The following is a 22,244-nucleotide window of genomic DNA, read 5'->3' as shown; positions in this document are numbered from 1 at the left end:
CGTCGTCGGGAATGCTTCCTATATAGCAAAGCCGGACTGACAAGAGACGCGGCCCATTGCCATGTCGCCCTGCTGCCAGTTCGAGCGCCGGACAAATCGAGCACCGGCTAGGGAGAGATTTAGGATGCCGATGAACTACGCCAAGACCGCCGCCCTGCTGGCCGCGCTGACCGCGATTTTCGTGGCCATGGGTGCCGCGATCGGCGGACAGGGGGGCATGGTCGTCGCCTTCGTCGTGGCGCTGGGCATGAACCTGTTCAGCTTCTGGAACTCCGACAAGATGGTCCTGAAGATGTTCGGCGCGCAGGAGGTCGATGAGCGCACGGCGCCCGAGTATTATGGCCTCGTGCGCGACCTCGCCCGCCGCGCCGAGCTGCCGATGCCGCGCGTTTTCGTCATGCAGAACCCGCAGCCGAACGCCTTCGCGACCGGCCGCAGTCCCGAGCGCGGCGCGGTCGCTGCCACCACCGGCCTGTTGGACATGCTCTCGCGCGAGGAGGCCGCCGGCGTCATCGCGCACGAGCTGGCCCACATCAAGAACCGCGACACGCTGACGATGACGATTGCCGCCACCATCGGCGGCGCGATCTCGATGCTGGCGCAGTATCTCCAGTTCGGCGCGATGTTCGGCGGCCACCGCGACGATCGCGGCGGCGTCGGCATGATCGGCGCGATCCTCGCCATGCTCGTGGCGCCCTTCGCGGCCATGCTGGTGCAGATGGCGATCAGCCGCTCGCGCGAATACAGCGCCGACCGCATGGGCGCGCTCATCTGCGGCAATCCGCATTGGCTCTCGTCCGCATTGCTCAAGATCGAGAACGCCGCCCGCCGCATCCCGAACGAGGAGGCCGAGGAAATACCGGCCGCCGCACACATGTTCATCATCAACCCGCTGAACGGGCACGGTATGGACAACCTGTTCTCGACCCATCCCAACACCGCGAACCGCGTCGCGGCGCTGGACGCGCTGGCGCAGGAGCTGACGCAGGCTGGCGTCAACCTCGGAGGCGCGCCCGCCTCGCGCGGCGGCGTCTCCGATGCGTCGGGGCCGTGGTCGGACAACGCGCCGTCCCGTTCCGGCGATGGTCCTTCCGGCGGCGGCTCCAGCGGCCCCTGGGGCTGATTGCCCGCGCCCGAGCGTGCGCCTTGACGCGCGGCCGGGTTGGCGCGAAGGGAAGCGGACCCTTTTGGCCCGGGCCGACCTGCCCGGCGCTTTTGCCCGCCTTCCTTTGTGAAAGATCCTGATGCCCCCTCCGCACCGCGACCAGAAACAGCGCCCCCGGCCGTCCGGCTATGCGGCGCGCGAATTGGTCGTCGAATGCCTCGCCGCCGTGCTCGATCGCGGCCGCCCGCTGGATGACGCCTTCGAAGCGGCCGTGGTTCTGCATGGGAACGATCTTCCCGCCCGCGACCGCGCCTTCGCCCGCCTGATCGTCATGACCGTGCTGCGCCGCAAGGGCGAGCTCGACGCCGTGCTGGACGCCTTCCTCGAAAAGCCCCTGCCTGCGAATGGCGGACGCATCCGGCCCATTCTTCTCTCGGCCGCCGCCCAGCTTCTGTTCCTCGATACGCCGCCGCATGCCGCCATCAGCCTCGCGGTCGATCAATGCCGCGACACCACCAAGACGCAGCGGTTTGCGGGCCTCACCAACGCCGTGCTCCGCCGCGTCTCCACCACCGGCAAGGACGTGCTCGCAGGCGTCGATGCCGTCACGGCGAACATTCCGGCGCGTCTTCTGGAAAACTGGCAGCAGGCCTACGGCGCAGACACCGCGCGCGCCATCGCGGAAGCCTCCCTCGCGGAAGCCGCGCTCGACCTCTCCATCAAATCCGATGCGCCGGCGTGGGCGGAAAAGCTCGGCGGCGTGCTGTTGCCGACGTCCACCGTGCGCCTCGCGCGCGCCGGTCGCGTGGAGGATCTGCCGGGCTACGCAGAAGGCGCCTGGTGGGTGCAGGATGCCGCCGCGGCGCTTCCCTCCCGCCTGCTGGGCGAGGTGCGCGGTCGAGAGGTGGCCGACCTCTGCGCGGCGCCGGGCGGCAAGACGGCGGAGCTCGCCGCCGCCGGTGCGCGCGTGACCGCGGTCGATGCTTCGGCGATCCGCCTCCGGCGTCTTTCCGAAAACATGGCCCGCCTCCAACTCGAAGCCGAGATCGTCGAGGCGGATGCGACCGCCTGGGATCCGGGCCGCCAGTTCGACGCCGTCCTCCTCGATGCGCCGTGCAGCGCCACGGGCACCATCCGCCGCCATCCGGACATCCTGCGCCTCAAGCGCAAGGACGACACGTCCGAGCGCGTCGCGCTCCAGCGCAGGCTGATCGCCAATGCCGCACGGCTGGTGAAGCCCGGCGGAATACTCGTCTATGGCACCTGCTCGCTTGAGCCCGAGGAAGGCGCAAAGATCGTCGATCGCTTTCTTGCCTCAGCCGAGGATATGGAACGCGTGCCGCTCACGCCGGGCGAAGGCGGGATTGACGGCGCGTGGCTCTCCGCCGAAGGCGACCTGCGCACCCTCCCCTGCCACCTTCCGCACCCGGACCCGGCCCTCGCCGGCCTCGACGGCTTTTTCGCCGCCCGCTTGCGCAAGCGGGCCTGACGTCCTGGATTTCTCCCGGAGTTTCAGCGCCGCACCTCCAAGGGACCGATTGAGGAGGCGGGGCGGCATGCTACCATTCCCTGCGCGGACGGGCTGACGAGGAGGCGCATGGCGCGGCTCAAGATTTCGGAACGCATCAGGATTACCCAGCTCGCCGCGGACAAGCTGCGGCGCGGCGCGGTGACGTCCGTGCTCAACGCGCCGCCCTTCCGCTGGCAGTTCGGCGCGTCGGCGGCCGAGCAGTTGCTCATCGTGCCGCAGGATCTGCGCACCGCCGACCCGAGCTTCCTGAACGAGGTCGAGGTTGGCCAGTACGGGCTCGCGGGCGCCGTCGCGCACGCGGACGAAATCTCCCCGTTCGACATCAAGCCGCCGAGCGAGGCGTGGGCGCGCGAGCTGCACGGCTTCGGCTGGCTGCGTCATATGACGGCGGCCGGCCGCCCCGAGGGCCGCGAGATCGCGCGCCTCCTCGCCACCGAATGGGCGCTGCGCTATCGCGGCGGCTCGGGCGTCGCGTGGGAGCCGCACGTCACCGGGCGGCGGCTGATCTCGTGGATCTCGCATTCCTCGCTGCTGCTCGAAGACGCGGACACCGAGACCTATGAAATCGTGACGGAGAGCTTGGGTATCCAGCTCGTCCGCCTCGCGGCGAGCTGGCGCAACAGTCCGAGCGGCTATCAGCGGCTCTTGTCGCTGGCCACGCTTCTGCTCGCCCAGCTCTGCATTTCCGGCCACGAGGGCCAGATTCCCGAAACGGAAAAACTGTTCGTCCAGGAGCTGCGCCGCCAGATCCTGCCGGACGGCGGCCACATCGGGCGCAATCCCGAAGTCCTCGTCGAGCTGATCCTGGATCTCCTGCCGCTCAACCAGTGCTTCGCCGCGCGCAGCCGCGCCGCCCCGCCCGAGCTCGGCAACGCGCTCAAGGCGATGCTGGCGATGCTGAAATACATGCGGCTCGGCGACGGCATGCTGGCGCGCTTCAACGGCATGGGCGTGGCCTCGCCGGCCGGGCTCGCAACGGTTCTCGTCTACGACGACAACCCTGGCACGATCCCGGCGTCCGCACCGGCCTCGAAGTACACGCGGCTCGAGCGCGGTGACTCGATCCTGATCATGGATGTCGGCTCGCCGCCGCCGCTGGAAGCCGCTGCCGAAGCGCACGCGGGATGCCTGTCGTTCGAGTTCAGCACCAAGACCGAGCTGATGCTCGTCAACGGCGGCGCACCGGGCGCGGGCAGCGCCGAATGGCGCGCGGCCTCGCGCGCGACCGCCAGCCACAATACGTTGTGCCTCTTCGAAAAGTCGTCGTCGAAGCTCATTCGCCACAAGACGCTCGCCGGTCTGGTCGGCGGCTCTCCCATTCGCCACCCGGATGACGTGCAGTCCGCCATCTACGCCCACGACGACTGCGTGGAGGTCAAGACCTCGCACGACGGCTACATGAAGCGCTTCGGCCTGATGCATCACCGCACGCTGGCGCTGAGCGCTTCGGGCCGCCGCCTGCTCGGCATCGATCGGCTGGCGGGCAAACAGAAAGCGATGCGGTTGCCCCAGGACATTCCGTTCGCGATCCACTTCCACCTGCACCCGGGCGTACGCTGCCGCCGCGGCGACAACCCCAACCTCGCGATCATCGAGCTTGCGAGCGGGGCCGTGTGGTGGTTCAGCCTGGAAGGCGCGCGCCTCGCCATCGAGGAAAGCACGTACTTTGCCGACTCGGCCGGCCCGCGCCGCGCCTTGCAGCTCGTCGCGCGCGGCGCCACCGTCGGAGAAGCAGAAATTCGCTGGGTGCTTGAAGCCCAGACGTAACCGATACATACCGAACACCAACAAGGACACGACCCGATGAAAGATCCCGATCCCCGGATCCGCCGCGCGCTGATTTCGCTCTCCGACAAATCCGGTCTCGACGAACTCGCGCACCATTTGGCCGAATGGAACGTGGCGTTGATCTCGACCGGCGGCACAGCGGCCAAGCTCAAGGGCGCGGGCTTCGCCGTGACCGACGTATCGGCCGTCACCGGATTTCCCGAGGCGTTCGACGGCCGCGTGAAAACGCTGCATCCGAAAATTCACGGTGGCCTGCTCGCCGTGCGCGGCAACGAGGAGCACATCGCCGCGGCCGAGGAGCACAAGATCGCCGCCATCGATCTGCTGGTGGTGAACCTCTATCCGTTCGAGAAGACGCTCGCGCAGGGCGCCTCGTTCGATGAGTGCGTCGAGAACATCGATATCGGCGGCCCCGCCATGATCCGCGCCGCCGCCAAGAACCACGCCTCCGTCACGGTGATCGTGGACAGCGCGGACTATCCGGCCCTGCTCAAAGAAATGGCCGATAACCACGGCCGCACCACACTCGCCTTCCGCAAGCGTATGGCCGCCAAAGCCTACGCCCGCACGGCCGCCTATGATGGCGCGATCAGCAACTGGCTCGGCGCCGTGGCCGACAGCCCCGACGGCGCGGCGACCGGCTTCCCGCCGACGCTGAGCGCGACCTACAAGAAAGCGATCGACATGCGCTACGGCGAGAACCCGCACCAGCGTGGCGCGTTATATGTCGCAAGCGACGCGCAGCCCGGCACGATTGCCGCCGCGCGCCAACTCCTCGGCAAGGAGCTGTCGTACAACAACGTCGCCGACAGCGATGCCGCGCTCGAATGCGTCAAGGCATTCGCGGATCGCCCCGCCTGCGTCATCGTCAAGCATGCGAATCCGTGCGGCGTCGCCGAAGCCGACAGCCTCGCCGCCGCCTACGACCGCGCCTATCGCACCGACCCCGAATCCGCGTTCGGTGGCATCATCGCCTTCAACCGCGAGCTGGACGCCGAGACGGCGGCGAAAATCGTCGAGCGCCAGTTCGTGGAGGTCATCCTCGCGCCGTCCGTGACGGACGCGGCCAAGGAGGCCGTCGCCGCCAAGAAGAACGTGCGCCTGCTCGTGACGGGCGCGTGGTCCGCCGAGGCCACCCCTCGCATGGACATCAAATCGGTCGCCGGCGGGCTTCTCGCTCAGGATGCCGACCTCGCCTTCCAGGACAGCATCAAGGTCGTGACCAGGCGACAGCCCACGCCCGCCGAGATGGCGGACCTCGTGTTTGCGTGGAAGGTCGCCAAGTTCGTCAAGTCGAACGCCATCGTCTATGCGAAGGACGGCGCGACAGTTGGCATCGGCGCGGGACAGATGAGCCGCGTGAACTCCTCGCGCATCGCCGCCATCAAGGCCGAGATGGCGGGGCTCGACGTGAAGGGCGCGGCCGTCGCCTCGGACGCGTTCTTCCCCTTCCCGGACGGATTGCTCGCCGCCGCCGAAGCAGGCGCGACGGCGGTCATCCAGCCCGGCGGCTCGATGCGCGACGAGGACGTGATCCGCGCTGCCGACGAAAAGGACCTCGCTATGGTCCTGACCGGCATGCGCCACTTCCGCCACTGATGGACGCGGCCGGCCATATCGCCCTGCGGCCGGCCACGCGCGCCGATTTCGATCTCATTCGCCGCTGGCTCGCCCGTCCCGACGTTCAGGACTGGTGGGGACCGGTGTCGGCAACGGAAGCCGAGGTCAACATGGCGCTCGGCTCCGGCCACGCCATCTGCCGCGTCATCGAGGTGGACGGGGTTGCGGTCGGCTATGCCCACGCGGTCGACGCCACCCTGTGGGGCGAAAACCTGCCGGACGAGCTGGAGCCCGGCACCTGGGATCTCGATCTCTTCATCGCCGCCGAAGACCAACGCGGCCGTGGCGTCGGCCAGATCGCGCTCGCGAAGCTGCGCGAGGAAGTGTTCGCGACCACACTGGCTGTGGCTGTCTGTGTGTTTCCTTCGGTCAAGAACGAGCGCGCCGTGCGCGCCTACGAGAAAGCCGGGTTCCGCTGGCAGCGCGTCTGGCACGACCCCCAGACCGGCCCCGCCTGGTTCATGGTCGCCCGCCGCGGGGAGTAGGCCGTCCCCGCAGGGAATCGCCGCAAAGGCCCGCCATCATGGGCCGCGCGGCGACAGAAAAGCCGTCATCGAACAATTCGTATATTCATTTCGACTAAAATCGCGCGCAAAGGACGCGCCGCAGGCGCTGTCCGGTCTCCGCCCGGGGGTTTCCATGAACTTTGTCCTGACGCCGTTCACGCCCCGCTACCTTTCGTTAACGGTTGCCGTCGCCGTAACGGTCGCGCTGGCCGTGCTCATGCTGGGCGGTCTCGCAGCAGTCACGCCGGTGACGGCCCTGCTGCTGGCGGCCTCCGCGTCCCTCGCCGCGCTCGGCCTGCGCGATATCACGCAGACGCGCCACGCCATTCTGCGCAACTACCCCATCGTCGCGCACATGCGCTTCATCCTCGAAGAGATCCGCCCCGAGCTGCGCCAGTACTTCTTCGAGGCCGACAAGGACGGCGCACCGTTCCCGCGCGACAAGCGCGCCATCGTCTACCAGCGCGCCAAGAAGGAGCTGGACAAGCGTCCGTTCGGCACGATGTACGACGTCTACGAGAGCCGCTACGAGTGGCTGCATCATTCGATGGCGCCGAAGCGGGCATCGCCCGAGCCGTTCCGCATCGTGATCGGCGGGCCGCACTGCGCTCAGCCGTACTCGGCATCCGTCTTCAACATTTCAGCCATGAGCTACGGCTCGCTCTCCGCCAATGCCATCCGCGCGCTCAACAAGGGCGCGGCCCTCGGCGGATTCGCGCACGACACCGGCGAAGGCGGCTACTCGCCCTATCACCGCGAGAACGGCGGCGACATCATTCTGCAGATCGGCTCCGGATACTTCGCCTGCCGCAACGCGGACGGCACGTTCTCGCCCGAAAAGTTCGCCGAGATCTCCGCCAATCCGCAAGTCAAGATGATCGAGCTCAAGCTCTCGCAAGGCGCCAAACCCGGCCACGGCGGCGTGCTGCCCGCCGCCAAGGTGACGGAAGAGGTCGCCCGCATCCGCGGCATCGAGATGGGCCGCGATTGCATCTCGCCCGCGCGCCATCCGTCGTTCTCCACGCCCATTGAAATGATGAGCTTCATTGCCGAGCTGCGCCACCTTTCGGGCGGCAAGCCGGTCGGGTTCAAGCTCTGCGTCGGCCATCCGTGGGAATTCCTGGCCGTCGTGAAGGCGATGCTGGAAACCGACATCACGCCCGATTTCATCGTCGTCGACGGCAAGGAAGGCGGCACCGGCGCCGCCCCGCTCGAGTTCATGGATCACGTCGGCACACCACTGCGGGATGGCCTCGCCTTCGTGCACGCCGCCCTCGTCGGCGCCAACCTTCGCGACCGCATCAAGATCGGCGTGTCGGGCAAGATCACGACCGCTTTCGACATGGCGCGCGTGATGGCGCTCGGCGCGGACTGGTGCAACGCCGCGCGCGGCTTCATGTTCGCCGTCGGCTGCATCCAGGCCCAGCAGTGCCACACGGACCGTTGCCCCACGGGCGTCGCCACGCAGGACCCGATGCGCCAGCGCGCCATCGACGTGCCGAGCAAGGCCGAACGCGTGGCGCAGTTCCACAAGGAGACCGTCAAGGCGCTAGCCGAGCTGGTCGCTGCGGCCGGCCTCGATCACCCGCGCCAGCTCGAGCCGCACCACTTCATGCACCGCGCTGCGCCCGACCGCGTCGTGACGTTCGCCGAGCTGTACCATCCCCTGAAGCCGGGCGAGCTGTTGCTCGGAACCTCAGACGCACGCTTCGAGAATGCGTGGGCGATCGCCACCGCCGAGAGCTTCGCGCCCATCGGCCGCGGTGGCGCCGTTATTCACGCGGTCGCCGCAGAGTAAGCGCCGCCGTTCCGGACCGGCTCATGTCCGGCCGGATCAGGTACGGACAGGTGTGCGCACGGGCAGCATCAGCACGAGGCCCGCGATCAGGAACACCGCGATCGACGCCATGCCGATGCGTTGGCTTCCGGTCGCCTGCGTCACCGCCGCCACGAGCAGCGGAGCCAGGAACGCCGTGACCTTTCCCGAGAATGCGAACAGCCCGAAATACTGCGTCATCTTCTCGGGCGGCGCGAGGCGGGCGAGCAGCGCGCGGCTGGCTGCCTGCACGGGGGCCGCCACCATGCCGACCAGCACGGCGAAGGCGAGAAACACCAGTTCGCCGGTCGACGAGAACGGGCCGGAGCCCGGCGCCTTGGGTACCACCTCGTTCACATAAAGCACGTGGCCGGCGTCGACCGACAGGATGCCGAGCGCGCCCGCGAGCAGCAGCACCAGCGACACCATGATGACGGTCTTCGATCCGACTTTGTCGTCGAGCACGCCGCCGATCACGGCTCCGACCGTGCCCGCGAGGGTCAGCACGATGCCGAACAGCCCGAGTTCGAGCGCGCCCCAGCCGAACACGGATGCGCCATAGATACCGCCGAACGCGAAGATGGCGGCCAGGCCGTCCGAGTAGAGCATCCGCGCGGCGAGGAAGTGCAGCATGTTGCGGTCGCCGGAAAGCGACCGGATGGTCGACCACAGCTCGGCGAGCGCAGGCCGCCCCGAGGCACCACCCGCGCCGCGCTTGTCCGGCACGAACAGGAAGAACGGGATCATGAACAGCACGTACCAGATCGCCGCGAACGGCCCGACGAGGCGCTCGCCCTCGCGCTGCACGGCATCGAGGGTCAGCACCGGCTCGAACCCGAGCACCGAGCGCCCCGTGGCCGGATCGGCAACGATGAAGCCCGCCATGAGAGCGAGGCTGACGAGCCCACCCGCATAGCCGATGGCCCACGCCAGACCCGAAAGCCGGCCGAGCTGGCTCTGCGGCACCAGCGTCGGCATCATCGCGTTGGTGAAAACGGTCGTGAACTCGGCCATCGCCGTCGCCGCGACGAACGCGGCCAGCACAAGAACGATGGTCGAGGTATCGGCGGCCGGCCGCGCGAGCCAGAGCGTCGCGAGCCCCGCAACGAACACGACAGAGAACAGCGCGATCCAGGGCTTCCGCCGTCCGCCGCCATCGGCGAGCGCGCCCAGGAACGGGCTGCCGACGGCGATGAGGATGCCGGCCGTGGCGGCCGCGTAACCCCAGAGCGCCTGGCCCTGCGCGGGAGACGCGGCGACGAAATTGGCGAAGTAGGGCGCAAACAGGAACGTCAGAACGAGGGTGTAGTAGGGCTGCGCCGCCCAATCGAACAGCGCCCAGGAGACGAGCGCGCGCCGCGGAGCGGCAACGACAGGCGCGCCGCCGCGCTGAGCCGCAATATCGGTGGTGGCGATTGAATCCTGCACGTAGTCCCCCCCGGAAGCTTCGTCCCAGTCTTAACCTAATCGCAGCCCGCATGCGCGCCGAAAGCACGCCGCGGTGTTGCGGGAGATGCCGCAGCCGTCGCGTTTAACATACGGAAAAACTTGTGTTTGCCGAGGCTGCAGCGTTCCGATAGATCTCGACGAAGGCAAGGGCGCGAAGCCCTCGCGTGGTTAATTCGAGTGCGTTTCACCGGGCAGGATTGCGTACCGTGTTTCTTCGTCTGTCGATCCTCGCTGTCATCGGCCTCGCCTCGTTCATCCTTTGGGGTGGCGATGAGGCGCCAGCGCCTGCGGGCTCAGCCGTGCTCGGCTCGGCCATGAGCCTGTCTGATGTCATCTCCGGCACCTACGATCGCCCGGAGGAAAACGGCCGCCGCAAGGCGAAAGTGCACCTCGCCGTGCAGAAGACCGCCAAGCGCAAGGCGCGCTGCGGCAGGGACGGCACCGCGTGCGCCAGCCGCAAGCCCAAGCTGCGTGATCTCAACGGCGGCTATCGCACGCTCTGCGTCCGTCTCTGCGACGGCTTCTACTTCCCGATCAGCGCGGCCGCCCAGCCGGGCGAATTCCAGCGCGACGAAGAGACGTGCCGCGCGACGTGCGGTTCGCCCGCCATGCTGTTCGTCTACAAGAACAGCGGCGGCGCGCCGGAAACGATGACCAGCCTCGACGGCAAGCCCTATGCGTCGCTCGCGACCGCCTTCAAGCACCGCGTCTCCTATGACGCCCAGTGCACCTGCTCGCCGAATCCGTGGACGGAAGCCTCCGCCGAGCGCCACCGTCTCTACGCGGCCGAGCAGGCGGCCCGGAGCGGCGATCCCGTAAGCGGGGCGCAGGTGGCAGCGCTCGCCACAGCTGTGCAGGAAACACGGGCGCGGGGGCGCGCTCTGACGGGCGCGGATCTCGTCACCGGCCGGTCGCCCGAGGTGCTGGCCGGGGCAACGGGCCAGCGCATCGAAACCGCGAGTGTCCGCAAGGCCGCCGCGCGCGAGCTGGTCGTGCGTGCAAAGGTTCGCGCCACGGAGCGCGTGAAGGTCCGCCTCGTGCGGCAGGCGGAAGTGCAGCCCCGCCTCGTGCGCGCACTGCGGGCCGGCGCATCGAACCGCATCACCGAGCGCCGCATTCGCGTGTCGGATGCCAGCCTGATCATCCGGCGCTAGCTCGCGTCCGCCAGGTCCTGCGATTTCGGCGCGTCACCTGCTGCGCTCGTCGGCCCAATCGGACGCATCGGCCGATCCGCCGCGCAAGCTGAAGCTGTCCTCGATCACGTACGGCCCGCCGCCCACCTTCGGCCGCGACGAATAGAGCCCGAAGCTCTCGACAGAAAACGGCTTGCTGCGATAGGCGCCAAGCTCCTGCAGCACGCGCGCGACCGCCTCGGGCCGCGTTCCGCGCAGGCGCGCCAGCGTCACATGCGGCTTGAAGCCGTGCTTGTCTTGTTTGAGGCCCGCCACGCGCGCCGCCCGCTCGTTGGCGCGCGCCAGCCCTTCGAGCCACGGGCTATCCTCGACGCCCGCCCACAGTGTGCGCGGCTGCTGCCCTCCGAACGCGCCAAACCCGGACAGCCGCAATGTGAACGCCGGCTCGTCGATGGTCGCGAGAGACGCGTGAAACTCGTTGGCAGTCGGATTGTCGATATCGCCCGCGAAACGCAACGTGATGTGCATGTCTTGCGGCTCGACCCACCGCGCGCCCGCGAGCGGCATGGCGAGGTCGGCCAGATAGTCGGCCAGTTGCTCGGGCAGCGCGATGGCGGTGAACAGGCGGGGCATTTGTGAACCGTTCAGCTAGGGGGTCGCCAACACGGGGCGCTTCGCGCGCACGCGTTCGATCAATTGCTCGACCGTGGGCAGGATGCGCGAAACGATGACGCCGACGCCCTCGCCCGTCGGATGCATGCCGTCATCTAGGTTGAGTTTGGCGTCGAGGACCACGCCGTCGAGAAAAAACGGGTAGCGCAGCGCGCCGTATTGCTCGGCCAGATCGACGAAGATCGGCTCGAATTGCCGTTCGTAGTCGTCTCCGAGGTTTTTGGGCGCTTTCATGCCGGCGACCAGCACCTCGATCTTGCGCTCGCGGAGCTTTTTCACGATCGCATCGAGGTTGGTGCGCGTCACGTTCGGCGCGATGCCGCGCAAGGCATCGTTGGCGCCAAGCTCGAGGATCACAGCTTCGGTGCCGTCGGGCACGGACCAGTCGAGGCGCGCAAGCCCGGCCGCGGTCGTATCGCCAGAGACGCCCGCGTTGGCCACGTCGACGTTGTAGCCTTTGGCCTTCAGGGCCGCGGCGAGCTGGACCGGGAACGCCTCGCTCGGCTTGAGCCGGTATCCCGCCGTCAGGCTATCGCCAAAGGCCACGATCCGGATCGGCGCGGCGTCGCTGGAGTCGAGCGCTGCGGCCTGCGCCGAGAGCGCCACCACGATCGCCAGCCAAAGGTTGAACAATGCGAGCAACCGCACCATCTGACCTGCGAGAGTTGGAGCGCTTTGCTTTGCCTTCATTTTTTTGCCTCACGACGCCGTAACACTCGGCGAGCTTGTTTCCGTTCGGGTTTGAGCCCGGGTTGAAGCGATGCGCGCCGCAGCACGCGCCGATCCCGCACCCGGACAATTCGGATGCCGACGCATTTGCGACAGATGGAGCCCCACGCCTTGTCCCAGCCGACGTCCCAGCCAATCATCAGCCTTGCCGACGTTCGGCTCAACCTCGCCAGCAGAGCCGGTCTCGTCGAGATCCTCAAGGGGATTTCGCTCGATATTGCGCGTGGCCAGTCGCTTGCCATCGTCGGCCCATCCGGGTCGGGAAAAACCTCGTTGCTCATGATCCTCGCGGGATTGGAGCGCGCCACCAATGGGCATGTGCATGTTGCCGGGCGCGATTTCAATGCTCTGGACGAGGACCAGCTCGCGCTGGCGCGCGGCGAGGATATCGGCATTGTGTTTCAGTCGTTCCATCTCATCCCGACCATGACGGCGCTTGAGAACGTGGCGTTGCCGCTGGAGTTTTCCGGCGTTGCCGACGCGCGATTCCGCGCGCGCGACCTGCTGGCCGACGTTGGCCTCGGGCTCCGCCTCGACCACTTCCCGGCGCAACTTTCCGGCGGCGAGCAGCAGCGCGTCGCGCTCGCCCGCGCCCTCGCGCCGCGGCCCAAGCTTCTGCTCGCCGACGAACCCACCGGCAATCTCGACGGCCAGACGGGACGCACCGTCGTCGATCTCCTGTTCGGGATGAAGCGCAAGTCCGGCGCCACGCTCGTCCTCGTCACGCACGACGAGCGCCTCGCCCAGCAATGCGAACGCACGATCCGCATGGCCGACGGCCGCATCGTGGCAGACGAGCAGTCCGTGGTGGCAGCATGACGGCCATGGCAGGACCCTTTACCGGCGAGCCGCACAAGCGGACGGGCCTTTCGCCCGCGCGCCTTGTTTCGATTGCGTTGCGCGATCTGCGCTCGGGCTTTGGCGGCTTCTACATTTTTATGGCCTGCGTCGCGCTCGGCGTGGCCGTCATCGCGACCGTCGGCTCCCTGTCGGATGCCTTGCGCGACGGCTTCGAGCGCCAGGGCGAGGTTCTTCTCGGCGGCGATCTGGCGTTTGCGCGCATGCACACCCGCGCCACCGATGCCGAACGGCAATGGCTGGCCGGCAAGGGCACCGTGAGCGAAGCCGCCACCCTGCGCACGATGGCGCGCAGCATCGACGGCGAGCAGCAGGCGTTGATCGAGCTCAAGGGTGTCGACGCGGCCTATCCGCTGGCCGGACGTGTGGAGGCGAAAGGCGCGTCCTTCCATGAGGCGATCGATGCTCCCGGCGACCCCGGCGTCGTGGCCGATCCCGTTCTGTTGAGCCAGCTCGGCCTCGGCATCGGCGACAAAATCCGTATCGGCCAGGTAGATTTCACCGTCCGCGCCGAGCTGGAGAGCGAGCCCGATTCCGTAGCCGACCGGCTCACCTACGGCCCGCGCGTGTTTCTCTCGATCGTGAACCTCGAAAAAACCGGCCTGATCCAGCCGGGCGCCCTCGTGCGCTGGCGCTACGCGCTAAAGCGCCCGGAGCCCACCGGCGCCGTACCGGAAGACGTCGGCGCGTTTCGCGAGCTGGCGAAGCGGGAGCTGGAGCCGTCCGGCTTCGTCATCGCCGACCGGCGCAATCCTTCGCCCCAGGTGTCGCGCACGCTCGACCGGCTGCGTCAGTTCCTGACCTTCCTCGGCCTTGCAGCTCTTCTCGTCGGCGGCGTCGGCATCGCGAGCGCCGTGGCAACGTTCATCGACCGCCGCCGCGACGTCATCGCCACGATGAAGACCGTCGGCGCGCCGAGCCGCACGGTGCTCTGGATCTTCCTGGTCCAGGTGGTCGTCATCACCCTCATTGGCGTGGCGGTCGGATTGGCCGTGGGCCTCACGGCGCCGCGCATTCTGATCGCCGCCTACGGCGACCAGCTCCCGATCCAGGCCGAATACGCGTTTTCGCCCATGACCGCGCTGATCAGCGCAACCTACGGCGTGCTCGTCGCGCTGCTGTTTACGCTCTGGCCGCTCGGCCGTGCCGAATTGATCAAGCCGAGCGTGCTGTTTCGCGATGAGGTCGCCCCGGAGCGGGTCTGGCCGCGCACGTCCATCATCGTGCTCACGGCGGCCATCGCCGCCACGCTGCTCGGTTTCGTGCTGATGATGTCGGAATCGACGCGCATCGCGCTCTACTTCTGTGGCGCGCTCGTGCTGGTGTTCGCCGTCTTTACCGCGCTCGGCTACGCCGTGACCTGGATCGCACGGCGCGTGCCGCGTCCCAAGTGGCCCGAGCTGGCGCTCGCCATCGGCAATCTCGGCGCCCCGGGCGGCTTGACGCGGTCGGTGGTGATTTCGCTCGGCGCGGGCCTGTCGCTGCTCGTCGCCGTCGCGCTCGCCGATGCGTCGCTGACCAGGGAGCTGACAAGCCGGTTACCCGAAAAGGCGCCGAGCCACTTCCTGCTCGACGTCCCCAAGTCGGACGCGGCTGCGCTGGTCGGCATCGTCGAACGCGAGGTGCCTGGCGCGCACGTCGTGGAAGCCCCGATGCTGCGCGGCCGCCTCGTCGAGATGCGGGGCCGCAAGGCGGAGGAGTTCAAGGTGCCGCCGGAAGCGCAATGGGTGCTCAACGGCGATCGCGGCCTCACCTATTCCGATACGATTCCCGAAGGCTCGACGCTGGTTGAAGGCGAGTGGTGGCCGGTAGGCTACCGCGGCGAGCCGCTGATCTCGTTCGAGCGCGACCTCGCCGGACATCTCGGCCTCAAGATTGGAGACATGGTGACGGTCAACGTGCTGGGCCGCAACGTTACGGCCCGCATCGCCAACTTGCGCGAGGTGAAGTGGGAAAGCCTGACATTGAACTTCGTCATGGTCTTTTCGGCCAACACCCTCGAGAACGCGCCGCACAACCTGCTCGCCACTGTCAGCCTGCCCGAGGGCACGGCCGTCGCCGCGGAAGCCCAGCTCGGCCGCGCCATCGGCAAGGCCTTCCCGTCGGTCACGGTGATCCGTGTGCGTGACGCGCTCGAAGCGGCGACGGCCATTCTGTCCAAGGTCATGGTGGCCGTGCGCGCCGCCGGCACGGTGACGCTGCTGGCCGGGGCGCTGGTTCTGGCCGGCGCGCTCGCCACCGCCCAGCGGCGGCGCATTCTCGATGCCGTGGTGCTAAAGGTGCTGGGGGCGACCCGCCGGCGTGTGCTGACGACGCACCTCGTCGAGTATCTGCTGCTGGCGGTGATCTCGGCGCTGTTCGCGGTCGGGCTCGGCGCGTTCGCGGCCTGGATCGCCGTCACGGAGATCATGCACATCCCGTTCTCGTTCAGCCTCGGGGCGGTGCTGATGGCGCTCGGCGTGGCGGTGGGACTGGTGCTGCTGTTCGGCGCGTTCGGCACGTGGTCGGTTTTGCGGACCAAGCCCGCCCAGGCGCTGCGGACAGCCTAGCCGACAGATGCCAGTAAAGGGCCGATCGCCGAGACTTCGGCAAAGTCTAACCGCCGCAAGCCAAGTCAAACTGCCATAGGTAAGTATACGTCAGTGTTGACCGGCGATTTACGAGAAGTCGCGCATTAACTTTCTGACCGAATTGTCTTATATAAATTTCAAGCGTCTGGCGCACGGGCGGTCGATCTCTCTTGAAAGGGAGCAAATTCGTTCCGATATGCGCTGGGGCAAATTGAGTTTGCGCTAGAAGTCTTTAAGGGGACTCGATCACGATGGCACAGTTTGACAGCAGATACTCGCACCCGACGACCGTCGGCCGCGCCGATGTGGACGCGGGTCTGCGCGCATACATGCTGGGCGTTTACAACTACATGGCGGCCGGCGTCGCACTGACGGGCATCGTCTCCTACCTCATCTACTCCATGGCCGTGACGACCGACCCCGGCTCCGCCGCGGCAACGTTGGCGAACGGCAAGATGCTGACGTCGTTCGGCGTCGCGATCTTCGCAAGCCCGCTCAAGTGGGTGTTCTTCCTCGCGCCGATCGCGTTCGTGTTCTTCTTCGCCTTTAAGGCGAACAGCATGAGCGTCGGCGCCGCACAGACCTCGTTCTGGATCTACGCCGCGCTGGTTGGCGCGTCGCTGTCGTCGATTTTGCTGGTCTTCACCGGCTCGTCGGTTGCGAACGTGTTCTTCATCACGGCAGCCACCTTCGCGAGCCTCAGCATCTGGGGCTACACCACGAAGAAGGACATCTCCGGCTGGGGTTCGTTCCTGTTCATGGGCCTCATCGGCGTCATCATCGCCAGCCTCGTGAACATCTTCATGCAGTCGAGCGCCATCCAGTTCGCGATCTCGGTGATCGGCGTGCTCGTGTTCGCCGGCCTCACGGCCTATGACACGCAGCGCATCAAGGACACCTACTTCGAAGTGGCCGGCAACGCGGAAGCCGCCGCCAAGGCCTCGATCTTCGGCGCGCTCTCGCTCTACCAGGACTTCGTGGGTCTCTTCGTGAACTTGCTGTCGCTGATGGGCAACCGCGAGTAACGACCGAACGTCTGACTGACGAAACGGGGCTCCGCCGCAAGGCGGGGCCCTTTCCTTTTGTGCCAAGCCAAAGCGACGTGCCTGCGCGCCTGGAGGCGTCGCCTCCAGCCTAGCGCCCCGCGAGCTTTACGCTTTCGCAGGCCGCCAGCACGCGCGCCAGCTCGTGGCCACGCTTCAGCACCGCCCCGCTTCGCAGCACGACGCTGTAGGCGCCCTGCCGTCGCGCCAGCCGCGGGCATTTCTCGACCCGAAACAGCGGATACTCGCTCGCGCGCTGAAAGATGGCGAACACCGCCTTCTCCCGCCCCATCTCGAGCGCGTAGTCCCGCCACTCCCCGGCCGCGACCTTGCGCGCGTACACGTCGAGGATCGCCTCCAGCTCAGCGCGGTTGAACGCCACGACCGGCGAGCTGCTATGTGCGGGGTGTCCGATGACGGAAGAAAGCGACGTTGGATTGCGCGAATGGCTGCCCGCGTCGCGCGGGCGAAAACGTATGGGATCGGATTCGCTCAATGCGTCCTCCTCGACGGTTTCATAAGGATGATCGCGCCGCCCTCCAATTTTTTCAAGACGCATGGCGCGCCTTTTTCACATGCCTGCCACAAAGCGTCCCTGGGACGGCCCCATTGCCCGGTAGTCTGCGCATCAGGCCCGGTCCAATCCCCAGCCTCGGAACCGATCCCAAGCCCCCTTCCGAGCTAGATCTCCCTGGACCGGGCCTTTCGCCTTCTAGGCCTTCCTCCATGAGTGAGCGCGCCCCCACGGGCGCGGCGACCGCGCGGCAGGCCGCGCACAGAAATTCCTTGGCCCCGCCGGAATGCCGTCGTGCCTCGGCCCTGCGGGCGCCAAGAATCGCAGGCACTCTCACATCATTGATCCCCGCTCGGTGGTCCTGACTGACTGGAACCCCGAGCCCCCCTGTCCGGTTGAGAACGGACTGCCGAGCGGGCCAATGCCCTCATCTTCTCCTTGTCTCCTAGAAGAGCCGGTTCCCCCAACCGGCTCTTTGTTTTTTTGCGCGTGGCCCTACCTTCAGGTATCGGTCACGGCAGCACGACATGACTCGTGCACATGCGAGGGCAAAGCGAATGAAGACCGCGAAGAAGACGATCGCGAAGAAGACGGCCACGAAGACCAAGAAGGCACCCAAGGCCGCAAGTGCCAACCCCCTCCTCGCGCCGTGGCGCGGACCCTTCAAGGCGCCGCCGTTCGCGTCCATCAAGCCGGCCCACTTCGGCCCGGCGTTTTCCCAGGCTCTCAAGGCGCACAAGCGCGAAATTGCGGAGATCGCCACCCGCGACGCCAAGCCGTCGTTCGCCAACACCATCGTCGCACTCGAAAAGAGCGGCGCGCTGCTGATCAAGGTCGCCAACGTCTTCTTCAACCTGTCCGGCGCCGACACGAACGATGCGCTGCAGGCCATCGAGCGCGACATCGCCCCGAAGCTCGCTCAGCACCAGAGTGCGGTGCTGCTGAACCGCCGTCTCTTCCAGCGCATCGCCGATCTCTACGCGCGCCGCGACGAGCTGGGCCTCGACGCCGAAGCGCTGCGTCTGCTTGAGCGCACCTACACGGGCTACGTCCGCGCCGGCGCCGCCCTCGACGCCAAGGCGCGCAAGCGGATTTCTGAAATCAACACCGAGCTCGCGACCCTCGGCACGGCGTTCTCGCAGAACGTGCTGGCCGACGAGCAGGCCTGGCACATGATGCTGGATGGCGACACCGACCTCGACGGCCTGCCCGCCTCGGTTCGCGATGCCGCAGCCCAGGCGGCCGTCCAGCTCGGCAGGCCCGGCAGCCACGCCATCACGCTCGCGCGCTCCAGCGTCGAGCCGTTCCTGCAGTTCTCGGCCCGCCGCGACCTGCGCGAGGACGCGTGGAAGGCATGGATCAAGCGCGGCGAGAACGGCGGCAAGACGGACAATCGCAAGACCGTCGTCCGCATGATGGCGCTCCGCAGCGAGCTGGCCCGCCTGATCGGCTACGACACCTACGCCGCCTACGTGCTCGACGACACGATGGCCAAGACCCCCGCCGAGGTCCGCAAGCTGCTCGACAAGGTCTGGCCTGCAGCGCTCCGCAGCGCGCGAGCCGAACGCGATGCGCTCGAAAAGCGCGCCCGCGCAGAAGGCGAGAACTTCAAGATCGCGGCCTGGGACTGGCGCTACTACGCCGAGAAGGAGCGCAAGGCGCGCTATGAGCTCGACGAAGCCGAGGTGCGCTCCTATCTCACCCTCGATAATGTGCTTGCCGCCGCATTCGATACGGCCGGCCGCCTGTTCGGCCTGGTCTTCGAACCGGCGCCGAACGCGCCGGTCTACCATCCGGACGTGCGCGCGTGGGAAGTCCGCACGAAGGCGGGCGAGCACGTCGGCGTCTTCTACGGCGACTACTACGCGCGGCCCTCGAAGCGCTCGGGTGCCTGGATGTCGTCCTATCGCGGCCAGCACAAGCTTGGCGGCAACAACGTTCGCCCCATCGTCGTCAACGTCATGAGCGTCGCGCAGGGCGCGCCCGGTGCGCCGACGCTGTTGTCCTTCGACGATGCCCGCACGCTCTTCCATGAGCTGGGCCACGGGCTGCACGGCCTGCTCTCGGATGTCACCTACCCGTCGCTCGCCATGACCAACGTGCTGCACGACTTCGTCGAGCTGCCGTCGCAGCTATACGAGCACTGGCTGTCGCGTCCGGAGGTGCTGAAGAAATTCGCGCTGCACGAGAAGACGGGCAAGCCGATGCCGGAACGGATCCTGAAGCAGCTCGAGGCCGCTCGCACGTTCAACCAGGGCTTCCAGACGGTCGAGTACACGGCTTCGACGCTTCTCGATCTTGAGCTGCATTCGCTCGCCGACACGTCCGGCCTCGACGTGGATGCCTTCGAGAGCGAGGTGCTGGCGCGCATCGGCATGCCGGCCGAGATCACGCCGCGTCATCGCATTCCGCATTTCCAGCACATCATCGGCGGCTACGCGGCGGGGTATTACAGCTACCTGTGGTCGGAGGTGATGGACGCCGATGCGTTCGCGGCCTTCGAGGAGACGGGCAACATTTTCGATCGCAAGACGGCGAACAAGCTCAAGACGTTTATCTACGCCGCCGGCAATCGTCAGGACGCGCTCGACGCCTACGTGGCCTTCCGCGGCCGCCCACCCGAGATCGAGGGCCTCCTCAAGAAGCGCGGGCTTGCCTAGCTCCGTACAACGCCGCGCCGCCGCGGCCCCGCCCTCTGTCATCCTAGGCCTTGTGCCCAGGATCCATCGCGCAGCGGGGGAAAGGCAGGCAGGTCGTTGTTTGCGCGACAGCCACACACCCACCAACGTCACCCCGGCGAAGGCCGGGGCCCAGAACACGTTGCAGCCGGGGTGCGCTAACGAGACGGCGAACTTGCGGAGACCGGTGTGGGTAATAAAAATGGCCGCCGTCCGAAGGGACAGGCGGCCATTTCTTTTCCTTGAAGATGAAGCGCGTCAGCCAGCCTTGCGGTTCTGGCGGTTCTCGATCAGGTCGTCGACCACCGTCGGATCCGCTAGCGTCGACGTATCGCCGAGGCTGCCGAACTCGTCTTCGGCGATCTTGCGCAGGATGCGGCGCATGATCTTGCCCGAGCGCGTCTTCGGAAGACCCGGCGCGAACTGCACCGCATCGGGCGATGCAATCGGTCCGATCTCGCGGCGCACGTGCTGCACGAGCTCCTTGCGCAGCGCATCCGACGGCTGCTCGCCCGCATTGAGCGTGATGTAGCAGTAGATGCCCTGGCCCTTGATGTCGTGCGGATAGCCGACCACGGCCGCTTCCGCGACCTTCGGGTGGCTGACCAGCGCGCTCTCGACTTCCGCCGTGCCCATGCGATGGCCGGAGACGTTGATCACGTCGTCCACGCGGCCCGTGATCCAGTAGTAGTCGTCCTCGTCGCGACGGCAGCCGTCACCGGTGAAGTAGGTGCCGGGGTAGGTGCTGAAGTAGGTCTGCACGAAGCGCTCGTGATCGCCGAACAGCGTGCGGGCCTGTCCCGGCCAGCTGTCGAGGATAACCAGGTTGCCCTGATCCGCGCCCTCGATCGTCGCGCCCTTGTCGTCGACCAGCGCAGGCTGCACGCCGAAGAACGGACGCGTCGCCGAGCCGGGCTTGAGGGCCGTGGCACCCGGCAGCGGCGTGATCAGGATGCCGCCGGTCTCGGTCTGCCACCAGGTGTCGACGATCGGGCAGCGGTGCTCGCCGACGACGCGGTGATACCACTCCCAGGCTTCCGGATTGATGGGCTCGCCCACGCTGCCGAGCAGACGCAGCGACGAGCGGTCCGTGCTCTTCACGAGGTCGTCGCCGGCGCCCATGAGAGAGCGGATGGCGGTCGGCGCGGTGTAGAACGTGTTGACCTTCCACTTGTCGACCACGTTCCAGAAGCGCGACGCCGTCGGATACGTCGGCACGCCCTCGAACATGATGGTCGTCGCGCCGTTCGCGAGCGGCCCGTAGACGATGTAGCTGTGGCCCGTCACCCAGCCCACGTCAGCCGTGCACCAGTAGACGTCGCCCGGGTGGTAGTCGAACACGTACTGATGCGTCATGGCCGCAAACAGGAGATACCCGCCCGTGGTGTGCACCACGCCCTTCGGCTTGCCCGTCGAGCCGGACGTGTAGAGGATGAACAGCGGATGCTCCGAGTTGACGGGAACGGCCGGGCAGTCGGCGTCGACCTTTGCGATCTCGTCGTGGAGCCACATGTCGCGCCCCGCCGTCCAGGCGACAGGATTGCCCGTGCGGCGCACGACCAGCATCTTCTCGTCGCCCTTGGCGCACTTCTTGAGCGCTTCGTCCGCGTTCTTCTTGAGCGGCACGGCCTTTCCGCCGCGCAGACCTTCATCGGCCGTGATGATGAACTTCGAGCCGGCGTCTTCGATGCGTCCCGCAAGGCTATCCGGAGAGAAGCCGGCAAACACGATCGAATGGATGGCGCCGAGACGAGCCGAGGCGAGCATCGCGTAGGCCGCTTCCGGAATCATCGGCAGATAGATGGTGACGCGGTCGCCCTTCTTGACGCCATGCGCCTTGAGCACGTTCGCAAACTTGCAGACTTCCTCATGCAGTTGGCGATAGGTGATCGTCTTGTCTTCGGTCGGGTCATCGCCTTCCCAGATGATGGCGACCTGATCGCCGCGCGTTTCGAGGTGACGGTCGATGCAGTTCACCGACACATTGAGCTCGCCGTCTTCGAACCAATTGATCGAAACGTCGCCGGGGCCGAAGTTGGTGTTCTTGACCTTCGTGTACGGCTTGCTCCAGTCGAGGCGCTGGCCGTTTTCGCCCCAGAATGCATCGGGGTCTTTGACGGATTGTTCGTAGAGCGCCTGGTACGCCTGATCGTCGAGCCACGCACGTTTGGCCCACTCAGGGGAAACGGGATACGTCTTTTCCGTCATTATTAGTCCTCCCGGGAGTATTTT

Annotated in this window: 16 protein-coding genes; 11 read left to right on the top strand and 5 right to left on the bottom strand. The window is 67.0% G+C overall.

What is annotated here, in order from left to right; translation table 11 throughout:
- Positions 1 to 124: 124 nt before the first annotated feature.
- The 6 genes from htpX (at position 125) to K2Y42_RS12855 (ending at position 8,348) form a co-directional block, all read left to right on the top strand.
- On the top strand, positions 125 to 1,123 hold the full coding sequence (gene htpX, locus K2Y42_RS12880; protein WP_291153039.1) for a zinc metalloprotease HtpX: 999 nt from the start codon (positions 125 to 127) through the stop codon (positions 1,121 to 1,123).
- Between the two features lie 121 nt (positions 1,124 to 1,244).
- Positions 1,245 to 2,594 carry a transcription antitermination factor NusB gene (locus tag K2Y42_RS12875; protein WP_291153037.1) on the top strand — a complete coding sequence of 450 codons (1,350 nt, stop codon included), beginning with the start codon at positions 1,245 to 1,247 and terminating at the stop codon, positions 2,592 to 2,594.
- Positions 2,595 to 2,702: 108 nt separating this feature from the next.
- Complete coding sequence (locus tag K2Y42_RS12870) at positions 2,703 to 4,403, top strand: heparinase II/III family protein (protein WP_291153036.1); 1,701 nt, start codon at positions 2,703 to 2,705, stop codon at positions 4,401 to 4,403.
- 36 nt (positions 4,404 to 4,439) lie between these two features.
- On the top strand, positions 4,440 to 6,023 hold the full coding sequence (gene purH / locus K2Y42_RS12865; RefSeq protein ID WP_291153033.1) for a bifunctional phosphoribosylaminoimidazolecarboxamide formyltransferase/IMP cyclohydrolase: 1,584 nt from the start codon (positions 4,440 to 4,442) through the stop codon (positions 6,021 to 6,023).
- Positions 6,023 to 6,529: a GNAT family N-acetyltransferase gene (locus K2Y42_RS12860; protein ID WP_291153030.1), complete on the top strand. Its 507-nt coding sequence runs from the start codon at positions 6,023 to 6,025 to the stop codon at positions 6,527 to 6,529. Before purH ends, K2Y42_RS12860 begins: the two co-directional genes overlap by 1 nt.
- Positions 6,530 to 6,683: 154 nt before the next feature.
- Positions 6,684 to 8,348, top strand: a complete 1,665-nt coding sequence (locus K2Y42_RS12855; protein WP_291153028.1) for an FMN-binding glutamate synthase family protein — start codon at positions 6,684 to 6,686, stop codon at positions 8,346 to 8,348.
- Positions 8,349 to 8,384: 36 nt separating this feature from the next.
- On the opposite strand, the gene K2Y42_RS12850 is transcribed toward K2Y42_RS12855, so the two are convergent.
- On the bottom strand, positions 8,385 to 9,794 hold the full coding sequence (locus tag K2Y42_RS12850) for an MFS transporter (protein WP_291153026.1): 1,410 nt from the start codon (positions 9,792 to 9,794) through the stop codon (positions 8,385 to 8,387).
- 227 nt (positions 9,795 to 10,021) lie between these two features.
- On the opposite strand from K2Y42_RS12850, the gene K2Y42_RS12845 reads away from it, so the two are divergent.
- Positions 10,022 to 10,969, top strand: a complete 948-nt coding sequence (locus tag K2Y42_RS12845) for a DUF2865 domain-containing protein (protein ID WP_291153023.1) — start codon at positions 10,022 to 10,024, stop codon at positions 10,967 to 10,969.
- 33 nt (positions 10,970 to 11,002) lie between these two features.
- On the opposite strand, the gene thpR is transcribed toward K2Y42_RS12845, so the two are convergent.
- Positions 11,003 to 11,581, bottom strand: coding sequence for an RNA 2',3'-cyclic phosphodiesterase (gene thpR / locus K2Y42_RS12840; RefSeq protein WP_291153020.1), 579 nt, complete (start codon positions 11,579 to 11,581; stop codon positions 11,003 to 11,005).
- Positions 11,582 to 11,596: 15 nt separating this feature from the next.
- Positions 11,597 to 12,310: an arylesterase gene (locus K2Y42_RS12835; RefSeq protein WP_291153017.1), complete on the bottom strand. Its 714-nt coding sequence runs from the start codon at positions 12,308 to 12,310 to the stop codon at positions 11,597 to 11,599.
- Between the two features lie 135 nt (positions 12,311 to 12,445).
- Here K2Y42_RS12835 and K2Y42_RS12830 point away from each other — a divergent pair, with 135 nt between their 5' ends.
- The 3 genes from K2Y42_RS12830 to K2Y42_RS12820 all read left to right on the top strand — a co-directional run bounded on the left by K2Y42_RS12830 (position 12,446) and on the right by K2Y42_RS12820 (position 16,802).
- The gene (locus K2Y42_RS12830) at positions 12,446 to 13,168 is read left to right on the top strand and encodes an ABC transporter ATP-binding protein (RefSeq protein WP_291154045.1); all 723 of its coding nucleotides are present in this window, start codon (positions 12,446 to 12,448) and stop codon (positions 13,166 to 13,168) included.
- A 5-nt stretch (positions 13,169 to 13,173) separates the two neighbouring features.
- Positions 13,174 to 15,756 carry an FtsX-like permease family protein gene (locus tag K2Y42_RS12825; protein ID WP_291153014.1) on the top strand — a complete coding sequence of 861 codons (2,583 nt, stop codon included), beginning with the start codon at positions 13,174 to 13,176 and terminating at the stop codon, positions 15,754 to 15,756.
- Between the two features lie 272 nt (positions 15,757 to 16,028).
- Positions 16,029 to 16,802, top strand: a complete 774-nt coding sequence (locus tag K2Y42_RS12820) for a Bax inhibitor-1/YccA family protein (protein ID WP_291153012.1) — start codon at positions 16,029 to 16,031, stop codon at positions 16,800 to 16,802.
- Positions 16,803 to 16,911: 109 nt separating this feature from the next.
- Here the strand turns inward: K2Y42_RS12820 and K2Y42_RS12815 are convergent, their stop codons facing one another.
- The gene (locus K2Y42_RS12815; protein ID WP_291154043.1) at positions 16,912 to 17,316 is read right to left on the bottom strand and encodes a DUF2794 domain-containing protein; all 405 of its coding nucleotides are present in this window, start codon (positions 17,314 to 17,316) and stop codon (positions 16,912 to 16,914) included.
- 575 nt (positions 17,317 to 17,891) lie between these two features.
- Here K2Y42_RS12815 and K2Y42_RS12810 point away from each other — a divergent pair.
- The gene (locus K2Y42_RS12810; protein ID WP_291153010.1) at positions 17,892 to 19,994 is read left to right on the top strand and encodes a M3 family metallopeptidase; all 2,103 of its coding nucleotides are present in this window, start codon (positions 17,892 to 17,894) and stop codon (positions 19,992 to 19,994) included.
- A gap of 276 nt (positions 19,995 to 20,270) precedes the next feature.
- Here the strand turns inward: K2Y42_RS12810 and acs are convergent, their stop codons facing one another.
- Positions 20,271 to 22,220: an acetate--CoA ligase gene (gene acs, locus K2Y42_RS12805; protein WP_291153007.1), complete on the bottom strand. Its 1,950-nt coding sequence runs from the start codon at positions 22,218 to 22,220 to the stop codon at positions 20,271 to 20,273.
- Between the last annotated feature and the right edge of the window lie 24 nt (positions 22,221 to 22,244).

The sequence above is a fragment of the Hyphomicrobium sp. genome (assembly GCF_019744875.1).
Lineage (GTDB): Bacteria > Pseudomonadota > Alphaproteobacteria > Rhizobiales > Hyphomicrobiaceae > Hyphomicrobium_C.
The sequence above is the reverse complement of the archived record's forward strand: the minus strand, read 5'-3'. Positions and strand labels throughout refer to the sequence as shown.